The organism is Microcystis sp. M083S1 (genome assembly GCF_020246405.1).
Taxonomy (GTDB): Bacteria; Cyanobacteriota; Cyanobacteriia; order Cyanobacteriales; family Microcystaceae; genus Microcystis; species Microcystis aeruginosa_C.
This window is the reverse complement of sequence record NZ_JADBTB010000243.1, coordinates 1-20,924: the sequence shown is the minus strand read 5'-3', so window position 1 is coordinate 20,924 and position 20,924 is coordinate 1. Positions and strand designations below refer to the sequence as shown.

At 42.4% G+C, this 20,924-nt stretch carries 26 protein-coding genes, 1 pseudogene and 1 other annotated feature (1 of these 28 running past the window's edge); of the genes and pseudogenes, 20 read left to right on the top strand and 7 right to left on the bottom strand.

Annotated elements, in window-relative coordinates; genetic code table 11:
- Positions 1-25 (top strand) — a sequence feature (ribosomal protein L10 leader region); it begins 92 nt to the left of the window's first position.
- A gap of 98 nt (positions 26-123) precedes the next feature.
- The 5 genes from rplJ to IM450_RS21760 all read left to right on the top strand — a co-directional run bounded on the left by rplJ (position 124) and on the right by IM450_RS21760 (position 3,172).
- Entirely contained in the window at positions 124-672 is a 549-nt protein-coding gene (gene rplJ, locus IM450_RS21780) for a 50S ribosomal protein L10 (RefSeq protein ID WP_004268584.1), read from the top strand.
- 43 nt (positions 673-715) lie between these two features.
- A complete protein-coding gene (rplL, locus tag IM450_RS21775; protein WP_287669683.1) occupies positions 716-1,108 on the top strand; it encodes a 50S ribosomal protein L7/L12 in 393 nt (130 codons plus the stop codon).
- Positions 1,109-1,212: 104 nt separating this feature from the next.
- On the top strand, positions 1,213-1,308 hold the full coding sequence (locus IM450_RS21770) for a photosystem II reaction center protein T (RefSeq protein WP_012267019.1): 96 nt from the start codon (positions 1,213-1,215) through the stop codon (positions 1,306-1,308).
- Positions 1,309-1,430: 122 nt separating this feature from the next.
- The gene (gene nrdR / locus IM450_RS21765) at positions 1,431-1,946 is read left to right on the top strand and encodes a transcriptional regulator NrdR (protein ID WP_004268588.1); all 516 of its coding nucleotides are present in this window, start codon (positions 1,431-1,433) and stop codon (positions 1,944-1,946) included.
- 233 nt (positions 1,947-2,179) lie between these two features.
- The gene (locus IM450_RS21760) at positions 2,180-3,172 is read left to right on the top strand and encodes a 30S ribosomal protein S1 (RefSeq protein ID WP_002737013.1); all 993 of its coding nucleotides are present in this window, start codon (positions 2,180-2,182) and stop codon (positions 3,170-3,172) included.
- A 124-nt stretch (positions 3,173-3,296) separates the two neighbouring features.
- Here IM450_RS21760 and IM450_RS21755 read toward each other — a convergent pair whose 3' ends face one another.
- Complete coding sequence (locus tag IM450_RS21755) at positions 3,297-4,331, bottom strand: adenylate/guanylate cyclase domain-containing protein (RefSeq protein WP_004268597.1); 1,035 nt, start codon at positions 4,329-4,331, stop codon at positions 3,297-3,299.
- Between the two features lie 51 nt (positions 4,332-4,382).
- On the bottom strand, positions 4,383-5,084 hold the full coding sequence (locus IM450_RS21750) for a DUF3120 domain-containing protein (RefSeq protein ID WP_004268599.1): 702 nt from the start codon (positions 5,082-5,084) through the stop codon (positions 4,383-4,385).
- Between the two features lie 171 nt (positions 5,085-5,255).
- Between IM450_RS21750 and IM450_RS21745 the strand changes: the two genes are divergently transcribed.
- Entirely contained in the window at positions 5,256-5,924 is a 669-nt protein-coding gene (locus IM450_RS21745) for a hypothetical protein (RefSeq protein WP_287669680.1), read from the top strand.
- On the opposite strand, the gene IM450_RS21740 is transcribed toward IM450_RS21745, so the two are convergent.
- Positions 5,921-6,355: a VOC family protein gene (locus tag IM450_RS21740; protein WP_004268601.1), complete on the bottom strand. Its 435-nt coding sequence runs from the start codon at positions 6,353-6,355 to the stop codon at positions 5,921-5,923. The two genes, IM450_RS21745 and IM450_RS21740, sit on opposite strands and share 4 nt — an antisense overlap.
- A 143-nt stretch (positions 6,356-6,498) precedes the next feature.
- Positions 6,499-7,014, bottom strand: a complete 516-nt coding sequence (locus IM450_RS21735; RefSeq protein ID WP_043997956.1) for a TIGR02652 family protein — start codon at positions 7,012-7,014, stop codon at positions 6,499-6,501.
- Between the two features lie 108 nt (positions 7,015-7,122).
- Here IM450_RS21735 and IM450_RS21730 point away from each other — a divergent pair, with 108 nt between their 5' ends.
- The 7 genes from IM450_RS21730 to IM450_RS21700 all read left to right on the top strand — a co-directional run bounded on the left by IM450_RS21730 (position 7,123) and on the right by IM450_RS21700 (position 13,540).
- Entirely contained in the window at positions 7,123-7,674 is a 552-nt protein-coding gene (locus IM450_RS21730) for a gamma carbonic anhydrase family protein (protein WP_004268603.1), read from the top strand.
- A gap of 65 nt (positions 7,675-7,739) precedes the next feature.
- The gene (locus IM450_RS21725) at positions 7,740-7,859 is read left to right on the top strand and encodes a photosystem II protein Y (protein ID WP_012265998.1); all 120 of its coding nucleotides are present in this window, start codon (positions 7,740-7,742) and stop codon (positions 7,857-7,859) included.
- A 206-nt stretch (positions 7,860-8,065) separates the two neighbouring features.
- Entirely contained in the window at positions 8,066-9,400 is a 1,335-nt protein-coding gene (locus IM450_RS21720; RefSeq protein ID WP_287669677.1) for an FAD-binding oxidoreductase, read from the top strand.
- A gap of 316 nt (positions 9,401-9,716) precedes the next feature.
- Positions 9,717-11,012, top strand: coding sequence for an adenylosuccinate lyase (gene purB / locus IM450_RS21715; protein ID WP_002735353.1), 1,296 nt, complete (start codon positions 9,717-9,719; stop codon positions 11,010-11,012).
- Between the two features lie 49 nt (positions 11,013-11,061).
- On the top strand, positions 11,062-11,196 hold the full coding sequence (locus IM450_RS21710; RefSeq protein WP_256378293.1) for a hypothetical protein: 135 nt from the start codon (positions 11,062-11,064) through the stop codon (positions 11,194-11,196).
- A gap of 30 nt (positions 11,197-11,226) precedes the next feature.
- Positions 11,227-12,678, top strand: coding sequence for an AAA family ATPase (locus IM450_RS21705; RefSeq protein ID WP_287669674.1), 1,452 nt, complete (start codon positions 11,227-11,229; stop codon positions 12,676-12,678).
- A complete protein-coding gene (locus IM450_RS21700) occupies positions 12,620-13,540 on the top strand; it encodes a hypothetical protein (RefSeq protein WP_287669672.1) in 921 nt (306 codons plus the stop codon). Before IM450_RS21705 ends, IM450_RS21700 begins: the two co-directional genes overlap by 59 nt.
- Positions 13,541-13,737: 197 nt before the next feature.
- Here the strand turns inward: IM450_RS21700 and IM450_RS21695 are convergent, their stop codons facing one another.
- Together IM450_RS21695 and IM450_RS21690 are read right to left on the bottom strand one after the other, a co-directional pair.
- Positions 13,738-14,439 carry a DUF4276 family protein gene (locus IM450_RS21695; protein WP_287669670.1) on the bottom strand — a complete coding sequence of 234 codons (702 nt, stop codon included), beginning with the start codon at positions 14,437-14,439 and terminating at the stop codon, positions 13,738-13,740.
- A 10-nt stretch (positions 14,440-14,449) separates the two neighbouring features.
- Entirely contained in the window at positions 14,450-15,877 is a 1,428-nt protein-coding gene (locus IM450_RS21690; protein WP_287669669.1) for an AAA family ATPase, read from the bottom strand.
- Positions 15,878-16,279: 402 nt separating this feature from the next.
- On the opposite strand from IM450_RS21690, the gene infC reads away from it, so the two are divergent.
- Positions 16,280-16,810, top strand: a complete 531-nt coding sequence (gene infC, locus IM450_RS21685) for a translation initiation factor IF-3 (protein ID WP_004268617.1) — start codon at positions 16,280-16,282, stop codon at positions 16,808-16,810.
- Between the two features lie 345 nt (positions 16,811-17,155).
- Here the strand turns inward: infC and IM450_RS21680 are convergent, their stop codons facing one another.
- Entirely contained in the window at positions 17,156-17,449 is a 294-nt protein-coding gene (locus IM450_RS21680; protein WP_002753074.1) for a (2Fe-2S) ferredoxin domain-containing protein, read from the bottom strand.
- 187 nt (positions 17,450-17,636) lie between these two features.
- On the opposite strand from IM450_RS21680, the gene IM450_RS21675 reads away from it, so the two are divergent.
- From IM450_RS21675 to IM450_RS21650, 6 genes and pseudogenes are all read left to right on the top strand, one after another.
- The gene (locus tag IM450_RS21675; RefSeq protein ID WP_080754213.1) at positions 17,637-18,338 is read left to right on the top strand and encodes an NnrU family protein; all 702 of its coding nucleotides are present in this window, start codon (positions 17,637-17,639) and stop codon (positions 18,336-18,338) included.
- An 88-nt stretch (positions 18,339-18,426) separates the two neighbouring features.
- The gene (locus tag IM450_RS21670) at positions 18,427-18,768 is read left to right on the top strand and encodes a thioredoxin family protein (RefSeq protein ID WP_002737429.1); all 342 of its coding nucleotides are present in this window, start codon (positions 18,427-18,429) and stop codon (positions 18,766-18,768) included.
- A 264-nt stretch (positions 18,769-19,032) separates the two neighbouring features.
- The gene (locus tag IM450_RS21665) at positions 19,033-19,689 is read left to right on the top strand and encodes a vWA domain-containing protein (protein ID WP_004268623.1); all 657 of its coding nucleotides are present in this window, start codon (positions 19,033-19,035) and stop codon (positions 19,687-19,689) included.
- 13 nt (positions 19,690-19,702) lie between these two features.
- Positions 19,703-20,470, top strand: a complete 768-nt coding sequence (locus IM450_RS21660) for a PP2C family serine/threonine-protein phosphatase (protein ID WP_287669668.1) — start codon at positions 19,703-19,705, stop codon at positions 20,468-20,470.
- Positions 20,471-20,532: 62 nt separating this feature from the next.
- The gene (locus IM450_RS21655; RefSeq protein WP_002770523.1) at positions 20,533-20,826 is read left to right on the top strand and encodes a nucleotidyltransferase family protein; all 294 of its coding nucleotides are present in this window, start codon (positions 20,533-20,535) and stop codon (positions 20,824-20,826) included.
- Positions 20,823-20,924, top strand: a pseudogene (locus IM450_RS21650) (nucleotidyltransferase); the annotation flags it as partial. The gene IM450_RS21655 and the pseudogene IM450_RS21650, both read left to right, overlap by 4 nt.

Here is a 20,924-nt window from a genome sequence, read left to right as displayed (position 1 = left end):
AAAGAGAGATTTTTTCTGTCTCGGTCGTGCCTGAACTGATTCTCTCCAATCAACCCCGGCGCTACAAGGGGTTATTTTTGCGCCTGTGGAACCGGTCCCCCGCATACAGGAGGTGAACAAGGGATGGGGAGAAGCAGAGAAAGCAAGGGATTAATTCTAGAAGAATTAAAAACCTCCCTTAGCGAAGCTCAATTAACGATGGTCATCGACTATCAAGGTTTAACCGTCGCCGAAATCAGCAATCTACGCCGCAAATTGCGCCCCACGGGAACGATTTGTAAAGTCACCAAAAATACTTTGATGGGATTGGCGATCGCTGAAGATAGTGGCTGGGAACCGATGAAAAGCCTTTTATCGGGAACATCCGCCTTTCTGCTCGTAAAAGAGGATATCGGTGGAGCTTTCAAGGCCTATCAAGAGTTCAAAAAAGAAAGCAAAAAAACCGAATTGCGCGGCGGTGTCCTCAAAGAAGGGACAAAAGGTCAACTGTTGACAGAAGAGCAGCTCAAAGCGATCGCTGATTTACCGTCGAAAGAACAGTTAATCGCTCAGGCCGCCGGAGCAATCAACGCCATTGCCGCCAAACTGGCCCGCAGCATCAACGAAGTTCCCGCATCTTTGGCCCGTGCCGTCGATGCCGTGGCCCGTCAAGAAGAAAAAGAAGCGGCTTAATACCGCGCCAATCAATCACTTAAAACAATTAGGAGTCTAACCCATGTCTGCTGTAGCTGAAATCTTAGAAAAACTCAAAACCCTGACCCTCTTAGAGGCTGCGGAATTAGTCAAAGGTATCGAAGAAACCTTCGGAGTTAGTGCCGCCGCTCCAACTGGTGGCATAATTATGGCGGCCCCTGGGGCTGCTCCCGCGGCTGCTGCTGAAGCTGTGGAAGAACAAACCGAATTTAACGTCGTTCTCGAAGAAGTTCCCGCCGACAAGAAAATTGCTATCCTCAAGGTAGTGCGCGAATTGACCGGTTTAGGACTCAAAGAAGCGAAAGACCTAGTAGAAGCCGCTCCCAAAGCGGTTCAAGAAGGCATTAACAAAGACGAAGCCGCCGCCACCAAGAAAAAACTGGAAGACGCTGGGGCAAAAGTTAGCGTTAAATAGCTCGCCACTGATTCTGGGGATGTAGATTACATCCCCAGGCAAGCTGAAAAGCTCATTTCCTGATACTATAGGATTGTTATAGCAGTCTTGTAGGATGTCCAACCATGGAAAGCGTCGCTTACATTTTGGTTTTAACTATGGCTTTGTCGGTAATTTTCTTCGCCATTGCCTTCCGGGAACCTCCCCGGATTCAAAAGTAAATTTCTTAACTCCGTTTAATAATTTTCTTTCCCGAGCCGCCCGCTTGCCAAAAGCAGGTTAGCGGCTCTGGTTTTCCTATTTAAAGGCTTAAATTAAAGGTTCCCCTCACCGAGCGCCTCCTATGCAATGCCCTAATTGTCAGCATACCGATAGTCGCGTTTTAGAGTCCCGTTCCTCCGAAAACGGTCAGAGCATTCGTCGTCGTCGTGAATGCTTACAATGTAAACATCGCTTCACCACCTACGAGCGCATCGAATTCGTGCCGATCACGGTGATTAAAAAAGATGGTAAACGGGAATCTTTTGATCGCTGCAAACTGCTGCGCGGTATCGTCCGGGCCTGTGAAAAAACTGGCATTCCCCACCTAAGATTAGAGGCGATCGTCAATGATATCGAATCCCGTCTGCAGCAAGACTCAAAACGGGAGGTAACAAGTCAGGAGATCGGTCAATTAGTCCTAGAATACCTCCGGCAAGAATCGGAAGTGGCCTATGTGCGCTTTGCTTCGGTTTACGGCAATTTTCAGGGAATTAGAGACTTTATCGCCGCTTTAGCGCTGCTGCAATCCTCCGAAATTGAACGCGCTCATCCTTCTTGGTCTGAAGCGGAAGAGGCCAGCGTGATCACCTCGTCTTAAATAGTTCCCGATTCAGTTATAATTAGGATCCCTTGTGCTATTTAAAGCCCAAGCTCCGGTTAGATTCTTACAAAGTCATTCTTGAGGCAGATTGCCTCCAAGAATGCAGGATGCGGCAGTTCATCCCCTAGGCCCTGCCTAGTAACTAAATTAGGAGGCATCTCCTGTATTTAGAAACTGTACATCACATAGGAGGAAAAACCTACGGAAATTCCGAGGCCCAAACAACGTACATGACCACCCAAAAAACCGCAAACAAAAACATAGGCTTTACCCATGAAGATTTTGCCGCCCTTCTAGACAAATACGATTATCATTTCAGTCCGGGAGATGTTGTCGCCGGGACTGTTTTCAGCATGGAACCCCGGGGAGCGCTCATCGATATCGGTGCTAAAACCGCCGCTTTTATCCCCGTACAGGAGATGTCGATCAACCGCGTCGATAATCCCGAAGAGGTTTTACAGCCCAACGAAACTCGGGAATTTTTCATTCTTACCGATGAGAATGAAGATGGACAGCTAACTCTGTCGATCCGTCGCATTGAATATATGCGCGCTTGGGAACGGGTGCGTCAATTGCAAAAAGAAGATGCTACCGTGCGCTCCAATGTTTTCGCCACTAACCGTGGTGGGGCATTAGTCAGGATTGAAGGTCTCCGCGGCTTTATCCCCGGTTCTCACATTAGCACCAGAGAGGCGAAAGAGGATTTAGTCGGTCAGGAATTGCCCTTAAAGTTTTTAGAAGTGGATGAGGATCGCAACCGTCTGGTTTTAAGTCATCGTCGCGCTTTAGTGGAACGCAAGATGAACGGTTTAGCCGTGGGACAGGTGGTAATCGGTTCTGTGCGCGGAATCAAGCCCTACGGTGCTTTCATCGATATTGGTGGAGTCAGTGGTTTACTGCATATTTCCGAAATCTCTCACGATCACATTGACACCCCCCACACGGTTTTCAATGTCAATGATGAGTTGAAAGTGATGATTATCGATCTCGATGCCGAAAGAGGTCGCATTTCCCTCTCGACTAAACAATTAGAACCAGAACCGGGAGATATGCTAAAAAATCGCCCGTTAGTGTTTGAAAAAGCCGAAGAAATGGCGATTAAATACCGAGAAAAACGTCTAGCGGAAGCGGAAGGCCGGACCGTCTCGGAAGTAGTGGAAGAAATCGAAGTTCCCCCCGCCTTGGAGGAGGAAGATTTAGTTCTCGCCGCCACCGAGGAGTAGGTCAGCTATCAGTTATCAGTTATCAGTTATCAGATGTGAGTTTTTAGTGGACAGTCTTAAGTAGGGTCTGCGGCAATCCCCCGTGAAACAGGAAGCTCTCAACGACCTTGAGAGTAGTTCACTTTCAATCTTTAAAACCGACACGGCTGGCAACTCCTGTAATTCCGGTCATCTCCTCACTACTGTTGGCATCGAGGAAACGATCCAAGTCATCAAAAGTGGTTCCGTAGGCAATAGTGCTATCGTGGTATCCTTTCAGACTGACGGTATGTTGAGTAAAAACTTGCTGGAGATGGGGTAAACCGATGAGATAACTGTAGGTAGTGGCTCCGATGGCTAAATCCTTGCCCATTTCTTTGGTAGCCGACTCTAAACGAAAAGCGGCGTTGACTGTATCCCCGATCGCCGTATAATCTGGATGTTCACCGCTGCCAGTATTGCCGACCATAGCATAACCAGTATTCACCCCCGCACCGATGCGTAATTTAAAAGGTAAGGGATATTGTTCGCTTAAGGTGCGAGTCATGTTATTTAGTTGTATAATTGCTTGGAAAATTTGCAGGATATCGTCTTGATCGACTTCCTGTTGGCCGTGAAACCAGATGGCCATGATCGCATCACCAATATATTTATCTACCCAACTGCCGGAACTGCGGATAATATTCCCGGCATGGCGAAACCAATTGCCAATCAGAGAAGAAAGCACTTTTTCGTCTAATTGCCTGGTTAAAGCCGTAAAATTACGCATATCTACCACCATCACCGATGTTAAGCATCGTTCATGGACGGCGGAGGTGAGGGTATCCCATTCTAAATGGCGCGGTTGCTTGCCCACATTGGTGGGAGCAGGACGATAGAACTGCACCTCGGTTTTGCCAAAGGTGATCTGCTCTTTGCTATGGATAGTCACCGGAATGGCTACCCTTCTGCCATTGACAAAAGTTCCATTGCGACTACCGAGATCGATCAGATAAAAATCCCCTGTTTCCGTGGATTGTAAAATAGCGTGATTACGAGAGATACAGTGATCTTTAATCACGATATCGTTATCTTTGCTCCGTCCGATTGTCCAGTAAGCTCTCCCCACGAGAGGGAAAAAACGCTGGCCCTTCTCGGTATGGAGTAGTAAATAGGGGTTTTGTCCTAGTAGTATATCCACGGGTGCATAAGCGGCAATAGATAGACTGCGTTAATTATATAGCCTATTGTCTTAGGCCAGAGAGGCGGTAATCCAAAATAAACCATCGACTAAAATTGTACTCAATACAGCCCCGCTAAATGCCCACCAATGACATACCCTTTTTTGCAAAGGATAAATACCGATCGCTAAGAGCAGGTTGAGCAGCACAATCGCCCAACTGATGCCCCAGGGGGTCTCAATTTGGGCTAAGGCGTTATGAAATATCGGCGATACTAGGTTGGGATCTAGTTCCACGGTCATTAATTGTCGCCAGTAGGGAATTAGTCCCGTTAGATAGAAATATACATCGGTGATGGCCGTTCCTAACAAAGAACCCAGATAGAAAAGATTGCCCACTTTGCCACGACCTTTGTATAGTCCCCAGAGAACAAAGGGCAGCCCGATCGCTTCCATGGGAATATGGATCAAAGGTTCCCAACGCCACCAACCCCAGTAGAGAGAACCTGCTAACCAACTCCAACTAAAGCCCAAAAGTAAATCCCCCCAAAGACTGATTTTTTCTTGTTTGAGCAGCCAAACCCCTAACCCCACCCAGAAAAAGGTTAAACCTAGGCTAACTTCGGGATAGTAGCGCACTAGGGGCGCTTGTATGAATACGGGGACTGATACCAGAAATGCTGCTGTCCAAAAGACGGATTGACATTTTTCCCAGTTAGGGACTAGGGGTTTCAGGCGATCGGGATTGCTGGAAACTAGGGTAGAGTTGAGCAAAGGATTTCAGAATTGTTACGAAACTTTACTTACATTAATATACATCATTCTCTGTCCACTATATCCCCTCTAGAAGATTTTAATCAGTTAAAAAGGAAAATTGAGGGAGAATAACTGAGCGCTATCCTGTTAGAATCGAAACGACAGCAGCGATCTAGGAGTGAAACAAATATGCCGGCGGGCTATGAAGAAAATCCCAGAATGCCCCTAGATAAAGTTATTTTTGTTATTGCTTGCATCTATCTAGGTTGGGTGGTGGCATGGCTCATCAGTCAGAAAAATGCCCCTATCTCTCAAAATAGCACGACTTCCCAAGAAGATAAAAAATTTATTGCCTATCTGCAATCATCCCTTGCTATTATCGATCGCCAAAGTCAAACTTCATCCCCCGATCCCAATCCTGCTGCCAAAAATAACCCTTCTCCAGTAGTGCCAGTTCCACAAGCACCACCCGCTAATTTACCGGTTAATAACACTCCCCAGATCATAGAAAGAATTTACGTTCCTGTTTATCCCCAAACCCCTGAAACTACTGCCAAACTTGTCCCAGTTACACCCTCAAATACCGACATTTCTGCACCACCATTACCAGCTGCTCCCCAAGGGAATCGACCAGTAGCATCGGTTATTCCTACCAATAATCAGGTGAAAAATACTCTAGTGGGAGTGATGGATTTAGGCGATCGATCTACAGCTTTATTTGATAATAAGGGCATAACCACTCGTATTTCTCCGGGGGAATTTATCAATGGTTGGACTTTAGTGGAAGTTGGTAATCAACAGGTTATTTTGTCTCGCAATGGCCAAACAAAAGTCTTAGAAGTGGGACAATCTTTTTAGGTTAAACGACGGATAAATTCCAGGGGTAAACCGTCTGTATCGGCAATAAAGGTGACTTCATAGACATGATCGCCGATCATCTGTTGTTGGGGTGGCAAAAGAATATTTAAAGGTTGATATAAATCGGCTTCCTCTTGATGGGCTTGCTGAAGGTTATTTGTTAATTTTTCTAACCATTCTGGTAAATTGCTGACATTTTCTGTTAGGTCAAAAGACAAGTGATAATAACCGACATAATGCTGATCACCAAAGGCATCGGGAGCGGGTTTCGGTTGAGGAATTTGGATTAATTCGATGCGTCCGTTTAACCCCGTTAGCCAACAGGCCAAAGTATAACCAGTAGTGAATCTTTCCTCTAGGGTAAAACCGAGAAGTTGATAAAAAGCGATCGCCCGATGGATATTAGCGGTACGAATAGAAACATGGTGCATTTTCAGGAGAAAGAATTATGAATTATGAATTATGAATTATGAAGTGGGAAGTGGGGAGATGGGGAAGTGGGGAGATGGGGATAATAAATAAAAGCAATCTTCTATCTCCTATCTCCTGACGACTGGCTCCTAATGGCTAATGATTAATCAAAAAGACGAAAATAGGGATAACGTTTGGGAACCCCCGGTTCTTTTTCCAGATCAAAATTAATTACATCCCAACAGGGTTCATCGGGGGCATCGGGACTAAATTCTACCGGTAAACCGTAGAGACGGGGAATAGTGGCTTCACCCAGTTCATTACCGCGCCAAGTGGTGTTACGTTCTAGGTAGGAACTAACTAAATCGCGATAACGGTTGGCAATAATTACTTTAGTCGCTTTAAATCCTTGAGTATAGAGGCGATCAAGTGCTTCGTGAATCTCAAAACGAATACCATCCGGGTGGGTGTGTTGACGATACCACTCACCATTCCAGAGTCGCCAATGCCGTCCTGACTGCAAGTGAACCAACTCACCCGTTTTGGGATCGGCTTCAAAAGCCCCATGGCGCGGACACAAATAGGTATCCGTCAAAGTGAGGGCGGGGATTAGCTGCCGACAGTGAGGACAATGGATATCGGGGCCAAAAACAGGGTATTGTAAACTTGCATTGATCATGGAAGAACCTAAACTAAAAATTGCTATCTTTGTACCAATAAGCCTATCCATATTATACCCAACCAAATTGGACGGGTATTCTCTTTCGACTTTAGTGCAGATCCTTTCATGTCTTTAGATAACTTAAGATCAACTTCTAATTTCTGGCCCCTTGTCGATGTCAGTCAAGCGGCTTTTATCGCCCCTAATGCCACGGTAATGGGCGATATTTCCCTAGCTGTGGGGGTGAGTGTTTGGTATGGGGCGGTATTGCGTGCCGACGTGGAACGCATCGAAATTGGGTCCTATACTAATATCCAAGATGGGGCGATCCTACACGGAGATCCGGGCAAAATTACTATCCTTGAAGATTACGTTACCATCGGGCATCGGGCGGTAATTCACGCAGCCCATATTGAACGCGGTTGTTTAATCGGCATTGGGGCAGTGATTCTCGATGGTGTGCGCGTCGGGGCGGGTAGTATTGTCGGGGCGGGTAGTATCGTGACAAAAGATATACCACCGCGATCTTTAGTGGTGGGCATTCCCGCTAAACGTGTCCGGGAAGTCTCGCCACAGGAGGCTCAAGAGTTGATCGAACACGCCGAGCGCTATGCTAAACTTGCCCTCGTTCATGCGGGAAAAGCTACTGATACCGGATTCCCAAAACGGGCGGATTAGGGTATAAATATAAAATGAGAATCAAGTAACAATCTTTTAAGCACTGACCGAGGAGAAGGAAATCTATGGACTGGAGAGTGTTAATCGTTTTAACCCCTTTGCTTATTGCTGGTGGCTGGGCTGTCTTCAATATCGGCGCTGCCGCTCTTAGACAAGCTCAACAGTTTCTCAGCAAACAAAGTTAATAATAGTTTATAGTTCTTAGTAAAACCGACCGCCTAGGCGATCGGTTTTTAATTTTTCCTGTTTGAATTATGAATTATGAATTATGAATTATGAATTGGGGTATGGGGAGAACAAATAAAAATAATCTCCTGTCTCCTGACTCCTGACTCCTGACTCCTGACTCCTAACCCCACCAATACACTTTTTCAGCAAACCCTACCTAACCATGAAATCTAATTGTCAAAATCTCATTCAAGAACTTGCCCATCTGGAAATTATCACCGATCCGGGGCAAGTGGCGAAACTTTCCTTAGATTATTATCATTTTAGTCCCATTTTAGAAGCACAACTGCAAGATAAACGGGCTGATTTAGTCATTCGTCCCCAGAATAGCCAAGAGGTTATTGACATCGCTAAAACCTGCGTTAAATACCAAATTCCTTTAACAGTTAGAGGTGCGGGTACAGGTAATTATGGTCAATGTGTTCCCTTGCAGGGCGGAGTAATTTTAGACACAACCAAACTAACAAAAATTATCTCGATCGAACCGGGTACAGCACGGGTAGAAGCGGGGGTAAAAATGGCATTTTTTGATAAACAAGCTCGCGCAATTGGTTGGGAATTAAGAATGGCTCCCTCTACCTATCGGACGGCGACAATTGGCGGTTTTATCGGGGGTGGCAGTGTAGGCATGGGTTCGATTAATTATGGACAATTAAAGGATAGAGGCAATCTGCAAGCAGTGCAATTAGTCACCCTAGAAGCGGAACCAAAAATTATCGAACTACGGGGGGATGAGGTAGAAAAAGTCAATCATGCCTACGGAACAAATGGCATTATTACCGAGTTAGAAATAGCCCTCGCTCCCTGTTATCCTTGGGCAGAATTTATCGTTACTTTTGCCGATTTTATCACCGCCGCTAAATTCGGTCAAGCTCTCAGTGATAGTGATGGCATTGTCAAGAAAATGGTTAGTGTTCACTCCTGGCCAATTCCCGCTTATTTTACTGCTCTTAAGGATTATTTACCCACAGGAAAAGCGGCAGTTTTGTTAATAGTATCGGACAGCGATCGAGTCGCATTAGAATCTTTAATTAAAGAATATAATGGTGAACTTACCTACTATAAAACGCCAGAAGAAACTCAAAAAGGCAACAGTATCTTAGAATTTACTTGGAATCATACCACTCTCCATGCGCGTAGTTGTAACCCCAAAATAACTTATCTACAGGCTTTTTATTTTAATCTAGCCACGGTAGAGAAACTCTATAATTATTTTGGGGAGGAAATAATGATGCACCTAGAATTTTTGAAATTTCAAGGTAAAGTTATTCCCGCCGGTCTTCCCTTGCTAGAATTTACCACAGAAACTCAATTAAATGAGATTATTGCTATCTATGAACAACAGGGGGCAGCTATTGCCAATCCTCACACTTATATCATGGAAGATGGCGGCAGCAGACAGATTAATCCGCTACAACTAGAATTTAAACAACTCGTCGATCCCTACGGATTGAACAATCCGGGTAAAATGCGAGCATGGGTTGAAGCAAGGGAGTAGGGGTTCGATTCAGGCTAAATTAAACAAGATAGTTCACCGCGGCTCTCTTGGATTTGGTGGGTAAAATGTATTCTAAGATATAATCCTCCTAGAGAGGGGGTGGAACGAACCACAAAGACACAAAGGACACAAAGATCAATCAATCATATTGTAAGTTAAACTTATCACACACAACCTAGAAGAGCCTCACCGCTACTATCGAATTACTAACCGCTAAAAAGGGAGTGGGGAAAACAAAACTCCCCGCTGCCCCCTGCCTATTCCCAGACTTGCCCCGATCCGATACAATTAAACGGTTGTCTTGGAATAATTAATAGTGATCGAGCGTTATACTCTCCCTGCGATGGGGAATTTGTGGACGGATAGATATAAATATCAAACATGGCTAGAGGTAGAGATAGCCGTCTGTGAAGCGCAGGCAGAATTAGGCTATATTCCCGGGGATGCAGTGGAAGAAATTAAGGCAAAAGCTAATTTTGATCCCGATCGCATTTTAGAAATAGAAGCAGAAGTGCGCCACGATGTCATCGCCTTTTTAACAAATGTTAACGAATATGTGGGCGAGCCGGGGCGTTATATTCATTTGGGTTTAACCAGTTCTGATGTACTAGATACCGCCCTGTCCTTACAATTAGTCGCCAGTTTAAACCTGATTTTAGAACAATTAGAAGATTTCATTCAAGCCCTGCGCTATCGCGCCCAAGAACACCGTTATACAGTCATGGTGGGACGTTCCCACGGCATTCACGCCGAACCGATCACCTTTGGCTTTAAACTAGCGGGATGGTTAGCGGAAGTGCTGCGAGGACGCGATCGTTTAATTCGCTTGCGCCAAGACATCGCCATCGGTAAAATATCTGGTGCAGTGGGAACCTATGCCAATATTGACCCGAAAATTGAGGCGTTAACCTGTCAGAAGTTAGGATTAGAACCGGATACCGCTTCCACTCAAGTGATCTCCCGCGATCGACACGCCGATTATGTGCAACAATTAGCCTTATTAGCGGCTTCGATCGAACGTTTTGCCGTGGAGATTCGCAACCTGCAAAGAACCGATGTCCTAGAAGTGGAAGAATACTTTTCCAAAGGACAAAAAGGCTCCTCCGCTATGCCCCATAAACGTAATCCCATCCGTTCAGAACGCTTAACGGGAATGGCGAGAATTATCCGTAGTCATAGCGTTTCCGCTTTAGAAAATATCGCCCTCTGGCACGAAAGAGATATTTCCCATAGTTCCGTAGAACGGGTGATGCTGCCAGATGTTTGCATTTTGACCCACTTTATGCTCAAGGAAATCACCGATTTAGTCAAAAATCTGCTGGTGTATCCCGAAAACATGAAGCGAAATATGAATGTTTACGGTGGCGTGATTTTCAGTCAAAGAGTTCTTTTAACTTTGGTGAGTAAGGGAATTAGCCGGGAATCTGCCTATAAAATCGTCCAAGAAAACGCCCATCGCGCTTGGAACACCGATAACGGCAATTTTAAAGCTTTTATCAGCCAAGATGAGCGAGTTACCGCTATTTTATCCCCCGACGAGATCGAAAGTTGCTTTGATCCCCAGCAGCACCTAAATCATCTTAATAGCATCTACCAAAGGTTAGATATTTAAGGAGCTTTCAGTGATCAGCTAACCACTAGCTTGTTGCTTTAGAAAGGTAATGACAGCGTTTTGGATTGTCGGTTGGCGATCAATTTTTTCTCAGAAAGCGATCGCTATTCGTTTCTCGATCAAGGTCGCGTTTGAAGATAAAACTAAAGAATCGGCGCAAGCGAGTACGAATCGGGTAAAATAAGGGTCTGTATTCGGAGTGTTCGTTTTTACGATGAAAATCAAACTCTGGAATTTAGGTAGTATTAAAGAGGCAGAAGTGGATCTTCGGCCTCTAACCGTTATTATTGGCCCGAATAATTCTAATAAAACTTATATCGCCTACTCGATTTATGGGTTATATCAGCTTGTCAGCCTTAATTTTTATGATGAAATTTTAGAAAAAATAGAATTTACAACTCAAGCCGATCATTGGTCTTTAAAAATAGACCGACGTTTTTATGATGTTATATCTGAAGTTATTCAAAGTTACGCATCTAGATTTAGCGGGATAAAACTACAATCTTTTTTCCAAGATTCTAGCGGTAAAATTTTTGAAAAAACAAAATTCAGTATCGAAATCAAAATTTCTGAAGATGATATTAAAAGAGCTATAGAAGAAGTTTTAGCGGATACAATACTTGGAATCGAGAAAATCGAGCGAAGTGATAACAATAGTGAGATTTTATTTTATTGGGAAAAACGCAACGAAGAACATACTGATTTTCTTAGCAGGATAGTTATTGGTACTTTTATTAGTACCGTCGGAAAATTTTCTGACATACTTCCTTTACCCGCCGAAAGAAACGCTTTTATAAATACCTATAAAATGCTGGCCAATAGAAGATATAAGCTACTTAAAGAGAATCAGAGAGAGCTATTGATACAAGGACGTATTAATCGAGAGCCATTGATACAAGGACTTATTAATCGAGATAAGCAGTTAGAGTTACTAAAAGAACAGGGAGATATTCGCTATCCTCAACCAGTAGAGGATTTTTTAGATTTTTTAACTGACATAGAACTAGAAAATAAGCCCGATCCCATTGCCAAAAATAAAAATGATTTTCAAAAATTAGCCGATCAAATTGAAAAGTATATTCAAAATAACAATAAAACAATCTTTAAAAAGACTAAATTCGGAGGCAGAGAAATTAAAGTTTCGGTAAAAAGAAGTTTAGAGATCGATCTTTATAATGCTTCCTCGTCTATTAAACAATTAGCCCCGCTTTTACTCTATTTACGCTATCGAGCAAAATCCGGGGATTTTCTGGTGATCGATGAGCCTGAAATGAACTTACATCCAGAATCTCAGGTAAAATTGTTAGAATCTTTAGCGATTTTAGTAAATTTAGGAGTTAGAATTTTATTGACGACTCATAGCCCCTATTTGATGGCTCATCTTAACAATATCGTTAATGGTAATCACCAAAATCCAGAACTTTTAGCCGAACAAGCTAAATTGCTTTATCTGCAAGATAGCCGAGCTTTTCTTAAAATGGAACAGGTTAGTGCCTATGAAATAAAAAATAATAAATTACTTTCTTTACACGACCCTGAATACGGTATTCGTTGGGATACTCTCAGCGATGTATCAGTTGATATTCAACAAAAGTTTTTTGCAATTTATGAAGCAGGACAACAAAACCAAGAAACCGAAGAAGAATGTTCCTCAGAAGAAGAATAAACTCGATTGGCAGAAATTTAACTTTTTAGAAAATTTGCTTATTTTCTGTACCGTACCCGATCGGATCGCTCCACCCGAAAGCGGTGTCAGCTTTCGGATTACCAAGCCAGAAAAAGATTCCGTTTGTATTTTATTTAAAACTGATCGTCAGAAGGATCCTCTCGTTAGAAATCAAAAGCAGAAAAGACCTGATTATTTATCTCTTTTTATTCAGAATGACTTACTTCTGCTGACAATTATCGAGATGAAGGGAACTAATAAAAATTCCACGAGTACAGGTATCGAACAAATTACAACTTTTAGAGATATTTTAAAACAAGAAATTGCCGATCATGTCACCAGTAAACTTAAATATGAATTACAAGCTATCCTATTAACTCCCTATAATGCCGATATTCCTGAAAAGGAGATCTACAAGGAAGCGGAGAAAGGATTTATTATTTTACCTATCCAGTATAATTTGAAAGCGGAGCTTTATCCTTATGTTTCCAAGACTCACAGTAAAGCGGATTTAAGCAAAATAGGCAAAATAAAGCATAGTCACGACGAGCAACATAAAGAATCCGATTGTTTGTTAATCGAAAACTTGTTGGCTAGACAAGCATCGGACAAACGTGAACAGGATAACTATTATTTATGTAAATTCACTCCCACCAAAGATAGACAAGGCATCTATATAGATTATCAGGTGTCGAGCGATCGAGACTTGATCACCCTATTAACCGATCCGCAGGGAAAGAAAGTTCAATTGGCTTACTGTAGTGATGATTCTCAAAGTTCAATCGATCAAATTCAGGAAGAGATTAAAAATTTAAACATATATGGAATGGTAGAGATGGTAAGTCGCCTAATCAATAGTTAGTATAAAAAATAGGTGTAGAGAAATCGGCGTTGCTGATTTGAGATATGAATCTTCTTTTCTGGTATTTTTAAAACCTAGAGCCAAACTAACTTTTGCACGGGAACCTGCACAGTTGCCATTCATGCCTTGATTCAGCAATGCCGAAAATTAACCATCTCTGCCATTACTTTAGAAAAATGGTATTAGCAAGGTCTTATTCACGTTTGATCAGGATTATCCTCTATATTGTTGACTTTCGTTAATTGTGGAAAAATATCTCGTACTGCCTTTTCAAATTTTTTGTAGGAAGACAAGGATTCTAATTTCGACAATTCGATTTTTGTACCAAGCGGTGAATATAAATCGTCAATTTTTAGTTTATTTCGATCCCGTTTAGTCATACCTTCTCTGGCTTTATTGATGGCATTTTTAATTGTTTCTTTCGGATTGCTAAAAGATTCGGGTTCTTTATCGATTGCCAACTCACTATCACTTTTATTTGTACACAATTCTTTTTTTAGTAATTCTTTGTCTGCTAATATCCAGGCTTCAGTCATTTGTATTGGAACGATAGCAACTAAATTTTTGCATAAGTCTCGCTCGTCTGATTTAATAGCATTAAAAGCCGGATCAATTCTTTCCTTAAATGCGTTTTCATCTGTTTTATCATCTGCGTCTGCATGGAAGCACAAAACCATTGCTCCCTTCTCCACCGCTTGAATTGCGTATTGTTTAGCTTTTTCTCGGATATTTTCGCCAGAGATTTGTGGAAGACAAATTGGGTCAAAAATTTCTATTTCTTGTTGACCGTCAAAAGCAACTCTCTCGAAAGTGCGCTGAATAATATTCGGTAAAAATCTATGATCGGAACTGCCTTCTGTAGCTAAGGCAATAATTATTTGTTTGGGTTTTTTGGCCATCTTAATTGATTTACATTAATTGGTTTTGTTGATTTTTAATATTTTTAATCGCACTTTCAGCATCAGCAGTTTTTAGATATTCGACAACTTCCGAGAGAGTTAGCTTGGCCTCATTTTCGGAGAAAAATAAGGTTAATTGCTTTTTATTCTCTTTGATAACAGGGTGAAAATTACTGCTTTTCATCTTAATTCGCTTCCCTTCAATAGTGGATATTATAGTGGTAAGTTGAGAAAGCCAAATGCTGACATTTTCATCATCTTGCCAATTAATTAATTGACTCACCAGAACTGGAGAATGAGTGTTCACTATTACTTGGCGTAAAGGCATTTCAGTATCTTCAAAATCGACAGTTAGCTCTTTTAATAATCTTGCCATTGCTTCAATACGAAAAGGATGAATGCCATTTTCTGGCTCTTCAAAACACAGTAATCCTGTGTGTTGTCGGTCGTATTGCAGGACACATAATGTTAATAAACGTAGGGTTCCTTCGGAAAGCACTCTCGAAGAAAACTCCCGACCATCATCGCCTTTTACCTTGATAATAAATTGTCGATTTGCTTTGTCATCATAAACATTAACTTCTGTAAGATTCGGTAGCAGATTATTGAGATCACGGGAAATTGCTGTGAGGGTATATTCATCATCTTGTTTAATGCGAAATAAAGCAGCGGCTAAATTCTTTCCGCTTGCTGTTATTGTATCTCTGATGCCCATATCTTGACGCGTAGGTTCTCGCAGATCTTCGGGATTAAGCTGCATAAACTTCCAACTCAGCATTTCTTGTTTGGCGGCTAATATATGTTTAAAATCTATGGTATTAATGCTGCTTAAAACAGTTTGTGATGCGTTTTTTGCGGGAAATACTTTTTTATTCCCTTGTTGACCGTCTTGAGGTACAACAATGGTAGCAATACCATTAATATCTTCAGTCTTAATATAAGGAATCGCTCTCCTACCCGTTACTACTTTTGGTCGCCAAGTTTCCAATACTGTCTTAGGAATATAATTTTTTACCCAATTATCTTCATTGTGCTTTAAATTTTCTAAACATTCATCAACAATATACAAGTTTTCAAATCCACTTATATTAGACTCTCGTTTAATTTTTAATTGATAGCGCAACCTTGTATATTTAAGATCGACTTCCCCACCCCAATTATCTTTTACCTTGCGATTGACTAACATTTCAACTATAAATTCCATTTCCGTGGCGTAGTCGTCCTCATCATATTGGGTAAAAAGTTCGCTAGGATGTCCTCTTTGCTCGCTAAAAGCCGTCTTCAGATCCACTTCTGCCAACCGCGTCAACAATTGCAAAGCATCAAATAAATTACTCTTACCAGAAGCATTAACCCCAGCAACTACAGTAAGCGGCGTAAATTCCATTTCAAAATTATGAAAGGATTTAAAGCCATGAATTTTAATATAAGTAATCATAGTTTTAGGCGATAGGTAATATTAAAACATCAGCGCGACATTTAACCATACTGGACAATCTTTTTAACTTTCGCCTGATACCGTCCTACTATAATCTAGACATTGGCTTTCAGGGGTAGTGCGATTACGCCGATTTTGTCGGGTGCGTTACCTGCCGCAAGGAGGGAGAACGCACCTTACCGATCGATTCCTGAGAGTATAGGGTCTTAGTCTGACAAAACCCATAGACAACAGCTTATCTGGCTGACGGCCGACGGCTGACGACCGGCGGCTAAAAATTAACATTGCAAGAAAACTTAACAATTGGCCAAGAAACTCGATCGAGTAGGTAGAATAGCAAGTAAACCATTTTGTAAACTCCAACCGATTAACTAACTAGAATAGAGATAACCCAGAACGCCTGTGATAGATAAAAGACGCACTACTCGCGATCTCCCCCAAATTAACGAAAGAATCCGCTTTCCCGAAATCCGCGTTATCGATAGCGACGGCTCTCAACTGGGAATTATTACTCCTGCCGACGCTTTGCGCGTGGCCGAAGAAAAGGAACTTGATCTCGTCCTCGTCAGTGAAACGGCAAGTCCTCCCGTTTGCCGGATTATGGACTATGGTAAGTACAAGTTTGAACAGGAGAAAAAGGCCCGCGAAGCCAAGAAAAAACAGCATACAGCCGATATAAAAGAAGTTAAAATGCGCTATAAAATCGATGAGCATGACTACAACGTGCGAGTCAACCAAGCGCAACGTTTTTTAAAAGCGGGAGATAAGGTAAAAGCGACGATTACCTTCCGAGGTCGGGAAATTCAACACTCTAACCTAGCGGAAGAATTACTGGCTCGCATGGCCAAGGATTTAGAGGATGTGGCTGAGGTACAGCAAGCACCAAAAAAAGAAGGTCGTAACATGATGATGATGTTATCGCCGAAAAAATAACTAACTAATCCGGAAAAAGGGGCTAAGTCCCCTTTTTTGTTCTTCGGAAATCCCGAAAGGAAACCAATAATCTAAAACAAATGTATTATCCGAGAATTAAGTCTCTGGATTGCAATCACAGGCACTCACAGGGGTTAACCTAGGAGCAAAAGACTATTGTGAAGCATAGTCTAAAAATTGATGACCGAGTTTACTGGCTCTTCTAGGTTCTGTGTGATAAGTTTAACTCACAATATGATCGATCTTTGTGTCCTTTGTGTCTTTGTGGTTCGTTCCACCCCCTCGCTAGGAGGAATGTATCTTAGAATACATTTTACCCACCAAGCCTGGGAGAGCCGTTTACTGCTATTGAGCGTGAATGCGTGGATGGAGTAAACGCTCGACCGGTTGACCGTTTTTTAAATGTTCCTCGACAATCTGATTGACATCCTCTGGTTTAACACGACAGTACCAAGTTTCTTCGGGAATAATTCTCACCGTGGGGCTAGTGCTACACTGTCCTTGACAACCACTGGTCATAACGATGACATCTTCTGGGAGCGCTGCCGTTTGCCAAGCTAAAAGAAGCTCGGACGCACCCTGCACCAAACAGGAAGAATGCTGACAGACCATCACAAATCGCTTTTGGGGATAAGACATATTACCTAAAAAGTTGCAAAATTAGATAGTTCCCTGGGTATATTTTTGGGGGGTCACTTTGGGGAAGCATAGTTTTATTTTGCCCCGAATCCCCGATACTGGCAACACAAAAAAAAGGGGCTGAAAATTAACCATCAATCTTTAAAATAGAATTGGGAGAAAAATTTAGTCAATCAAGAGGGTAAAAGTGGCATTCGCTAGTCATTGGATCATGTTAGGTTTATTACTGGGTTTTGCTGTTGCCCATAGCGGATTAGCCAGTTTACGAATGGGGGGAGAAGCTATCATCGGTGCGCGACTGTATCGGGTATTATTTGCCCTTGTGAGTATCCCTCTAGCAGTAATTTTAGTAGTTTATTTCTTCAATCATCGTTATGATGGTTTGCTTCTCTGGCAAGTACAGGGAGTAACCGGAGTTAAAACCCTAGTTTGGATACTTTCGGCCATTTCTTTTTTCTTTCTCTATCCTGCCACCTTTAACCTGCTGGAGATTGCCGCTATCCAAAAACCCCAGGTTCATCTCTACGAAACCGGCATTCTGCGCGTTACCCGTCATCCCCAGATGGTAGGACAGGTGATCTGGTGTATTGCCCATACCCTCTGGTTAGGGACAAGCTTTACCCTATTAACTTCCCTGGGTTTAATTGCTCATCATCTTTTTGCCGTCTGGCATGGCGATCGCCGGTTAGAGAACCGTTACGGAGAGGCATTTTTAAAGGTCAAAGAACGCACCTCAGTGGTTCCCTTTTTAGCGATTATCGATGGTCGGCAAAGTCTAAAATGGCAAGAATTCCTTCGTCCTGCCTATCTAGGAGTAACAGGGTTTATTTTACTCCTCTGGTGGGCGCATCCTTGGCTAATGCAAGCAACAAGTAAAATTTATTGGTGATTTTGCTCCCAACCCCTTTCCTGTTGATCCCGATTGGTGTAGAATGGCTTCTATATCAAAATAAAGTTTTCATAAAATACGTTTAGACATGATACTATCTGTCAACGAAAAGAGCTTCCCTAAGCTAGTTTTAGAATCTTCCCGTCCGGTTCTCGTGCATTTTTGGGCTCCTTGGTGTGGTTTATGTCGTTTAATCCAACCCACCCTCTTGTCTTGGCAAAATGACTGTCAAGGTGCGATTCAATTAGTCGGTGTCAATGCCGATAATAATTTTAAATTAGCTAATAGTTTTCGTCTGCGTAGTCTGCCTACTTTAATTCTCTTCGATCGAGGTGTTCCGGTTCACCGTCTGGAGGAAATTCACAGTCGCGAGGAATTGCAACAAACCCTGCGACTAATAGTCAAAAATCAAATCCCGCGTTCAGCTTAAGGGAAAGATATCTTTTCTGATGGGTTCTGTGGTTAAAATGTATTCTAAGATACGGTAACGCCGGTGGGTGAGTGGAACGAACCACTCCAGACACAGAGAACACAAAGATCGATCGCTCCTATATCAATTAAACTTATCACACAAAGAATAAGAGAGCCTCTGATGGGACTGGCAGAGATAATATAATGGGACAAAAGCTAGATAATCCCAATTCCTAAAACTCCCATAGTTCCCCCAGTTCAAAAAATTAGGAGGCTTAAAAAAATGCCGATTGGTGTGGCTGAATTTGTCGAAAATCAGGAAAATCGCTGTCCTGTGGTACTACTACTAGATACCTCTGGTTCAATGGAAGGGGAACCGATTAAGGCTCTCAATGATGGTATCAAAACCTTTCAGGAGGACGTGATGCGGGATATCCAAGCGACGTTGAGCGTAGAAACCGCCATTGTCACCTTTGGTAAGGGAGGGGTTAAAACCGTGCAAGATTTTGTCGGGATTGACCAATTTACGCCACCGACTTTAACCGCAGGAGACTTAACTCCCATGGGAAAAGCGATTGAATTGGCCTTAGATTTAATCGAAGATCGTAAAGCGATTTATAGAAATAATGGTATCCAATATTATCGCCCCTGGATATTTTTAATTACTGATGGTGCGCCTACGGATCAATGGAGTCTGGCGGCGCAACGGGTAAAACAAGCCGAAGCAGAAAATCGGGTTTTATTTTTTTCTGTAGGTGTTCAGGGTGCTGATATGGAGAAGCTTAAACAGATTTCTAATAATCCCCCCGTGTTACTCAATGGTTTAGATTTTCGGGAATTATTTCAGTGGTTAAGTAACTCAATGAAACGAGTTTCTGGTGGTAAAATTGGAGCGGCGATCGCTTTACCACCAGTGAATTGGGGACAAATCACCACCTAGAGGACAGTTAATTATGTGGAGAACATTATGTCAGTCGGTGGTCGGTAGTTTTCACGTCCAAACGGGATTACCCTGTCAAGATTATGGTGATTATAAGGTATTGGGTCAGGATGTTTTGATTGGAGCCGTAGCCGATGGGGCCGGTAGTGCCAAACATTCGGATTTGGGTGCGAAAATAACAGTTAAAGCAGCGCTGCAATTTTTAGAGTATAAGCTCAAAAAAACAGCATTAGCTGCCACTGGAACTGAAGCGGAATTAAAGGAAATATTCCGGCGACTGTTGGCTTATGTTCAGCAAATTCTCCAAGAAGAAGCCGAAAAAGAACAGTTAGACATTAATGATCTGGCGACAACTTTACTGGTTGTTTTGGTTACTTCAAAACGATTAGCGGCGATGCAGATAGGAGATGGTTTTATTGTGTTCAAACCTCTGGGAGGAAATTATCAGTTATTGTTTCAGCCTGACAAGGGGGAATACATCAATGAAACCACTTTTGTTACTTCTAGTAATGCTTTGGAGGATATGCAAATAAAAGTTTTAACCGAGCCAGTTGCCTTTATTTGTGTGGCGACGGATGGAGTGGAAAAGGTATCGATCGATTATAAAAATTGGCAGCCTTTTCCGCCTTTTTTTCAGCCATTAGAGGAATATTTACAACAGACAGAAACGCCATTGCAAGAAGATCTCGAAGAATTTTTAGAGCGGGAGGATTTAAATAAGTTAACAACCGATGATAAAACCTTACTCCTAGCTTTTTGTTCAGAAACCGGGTTTGTTTGACAAACCCGGTTTCTGGCTCTGGTTCAACCCAACCTATGATAAGACTATGGACTAAGTAAATCATGAAAATTGACGAATTACTCAAAAACAAACGAGAAAAAATTATTGCTATTGCGGCTAAACACGGCGCAAATAACGTGCGAATTTTTGGTTCTGTTGCACGGGGAGAAGCTGACGAAAAAAGCGATATTGATTTATTAATTGATTATTGTAGCGAACGTCGGAGTCCCTGGTTTCCCTTGCCGTTAATTCGAGAACTTGAAGCCTTGTTAGGCTGCAAAGTTGATATTGTTACCGAACAGGGACTTAAAGATAGAATCAGAGAGCGGGTACTAAAAGAAGCAATACCACTATGAGAGATGATAGCGAACGCTTGCGGGATATTTTAGAAGCAATTGAGCGTTTAGAAAAGTATGCTCGCCAGGGAAAAACCGTGTTTGAACAACAAGAATTA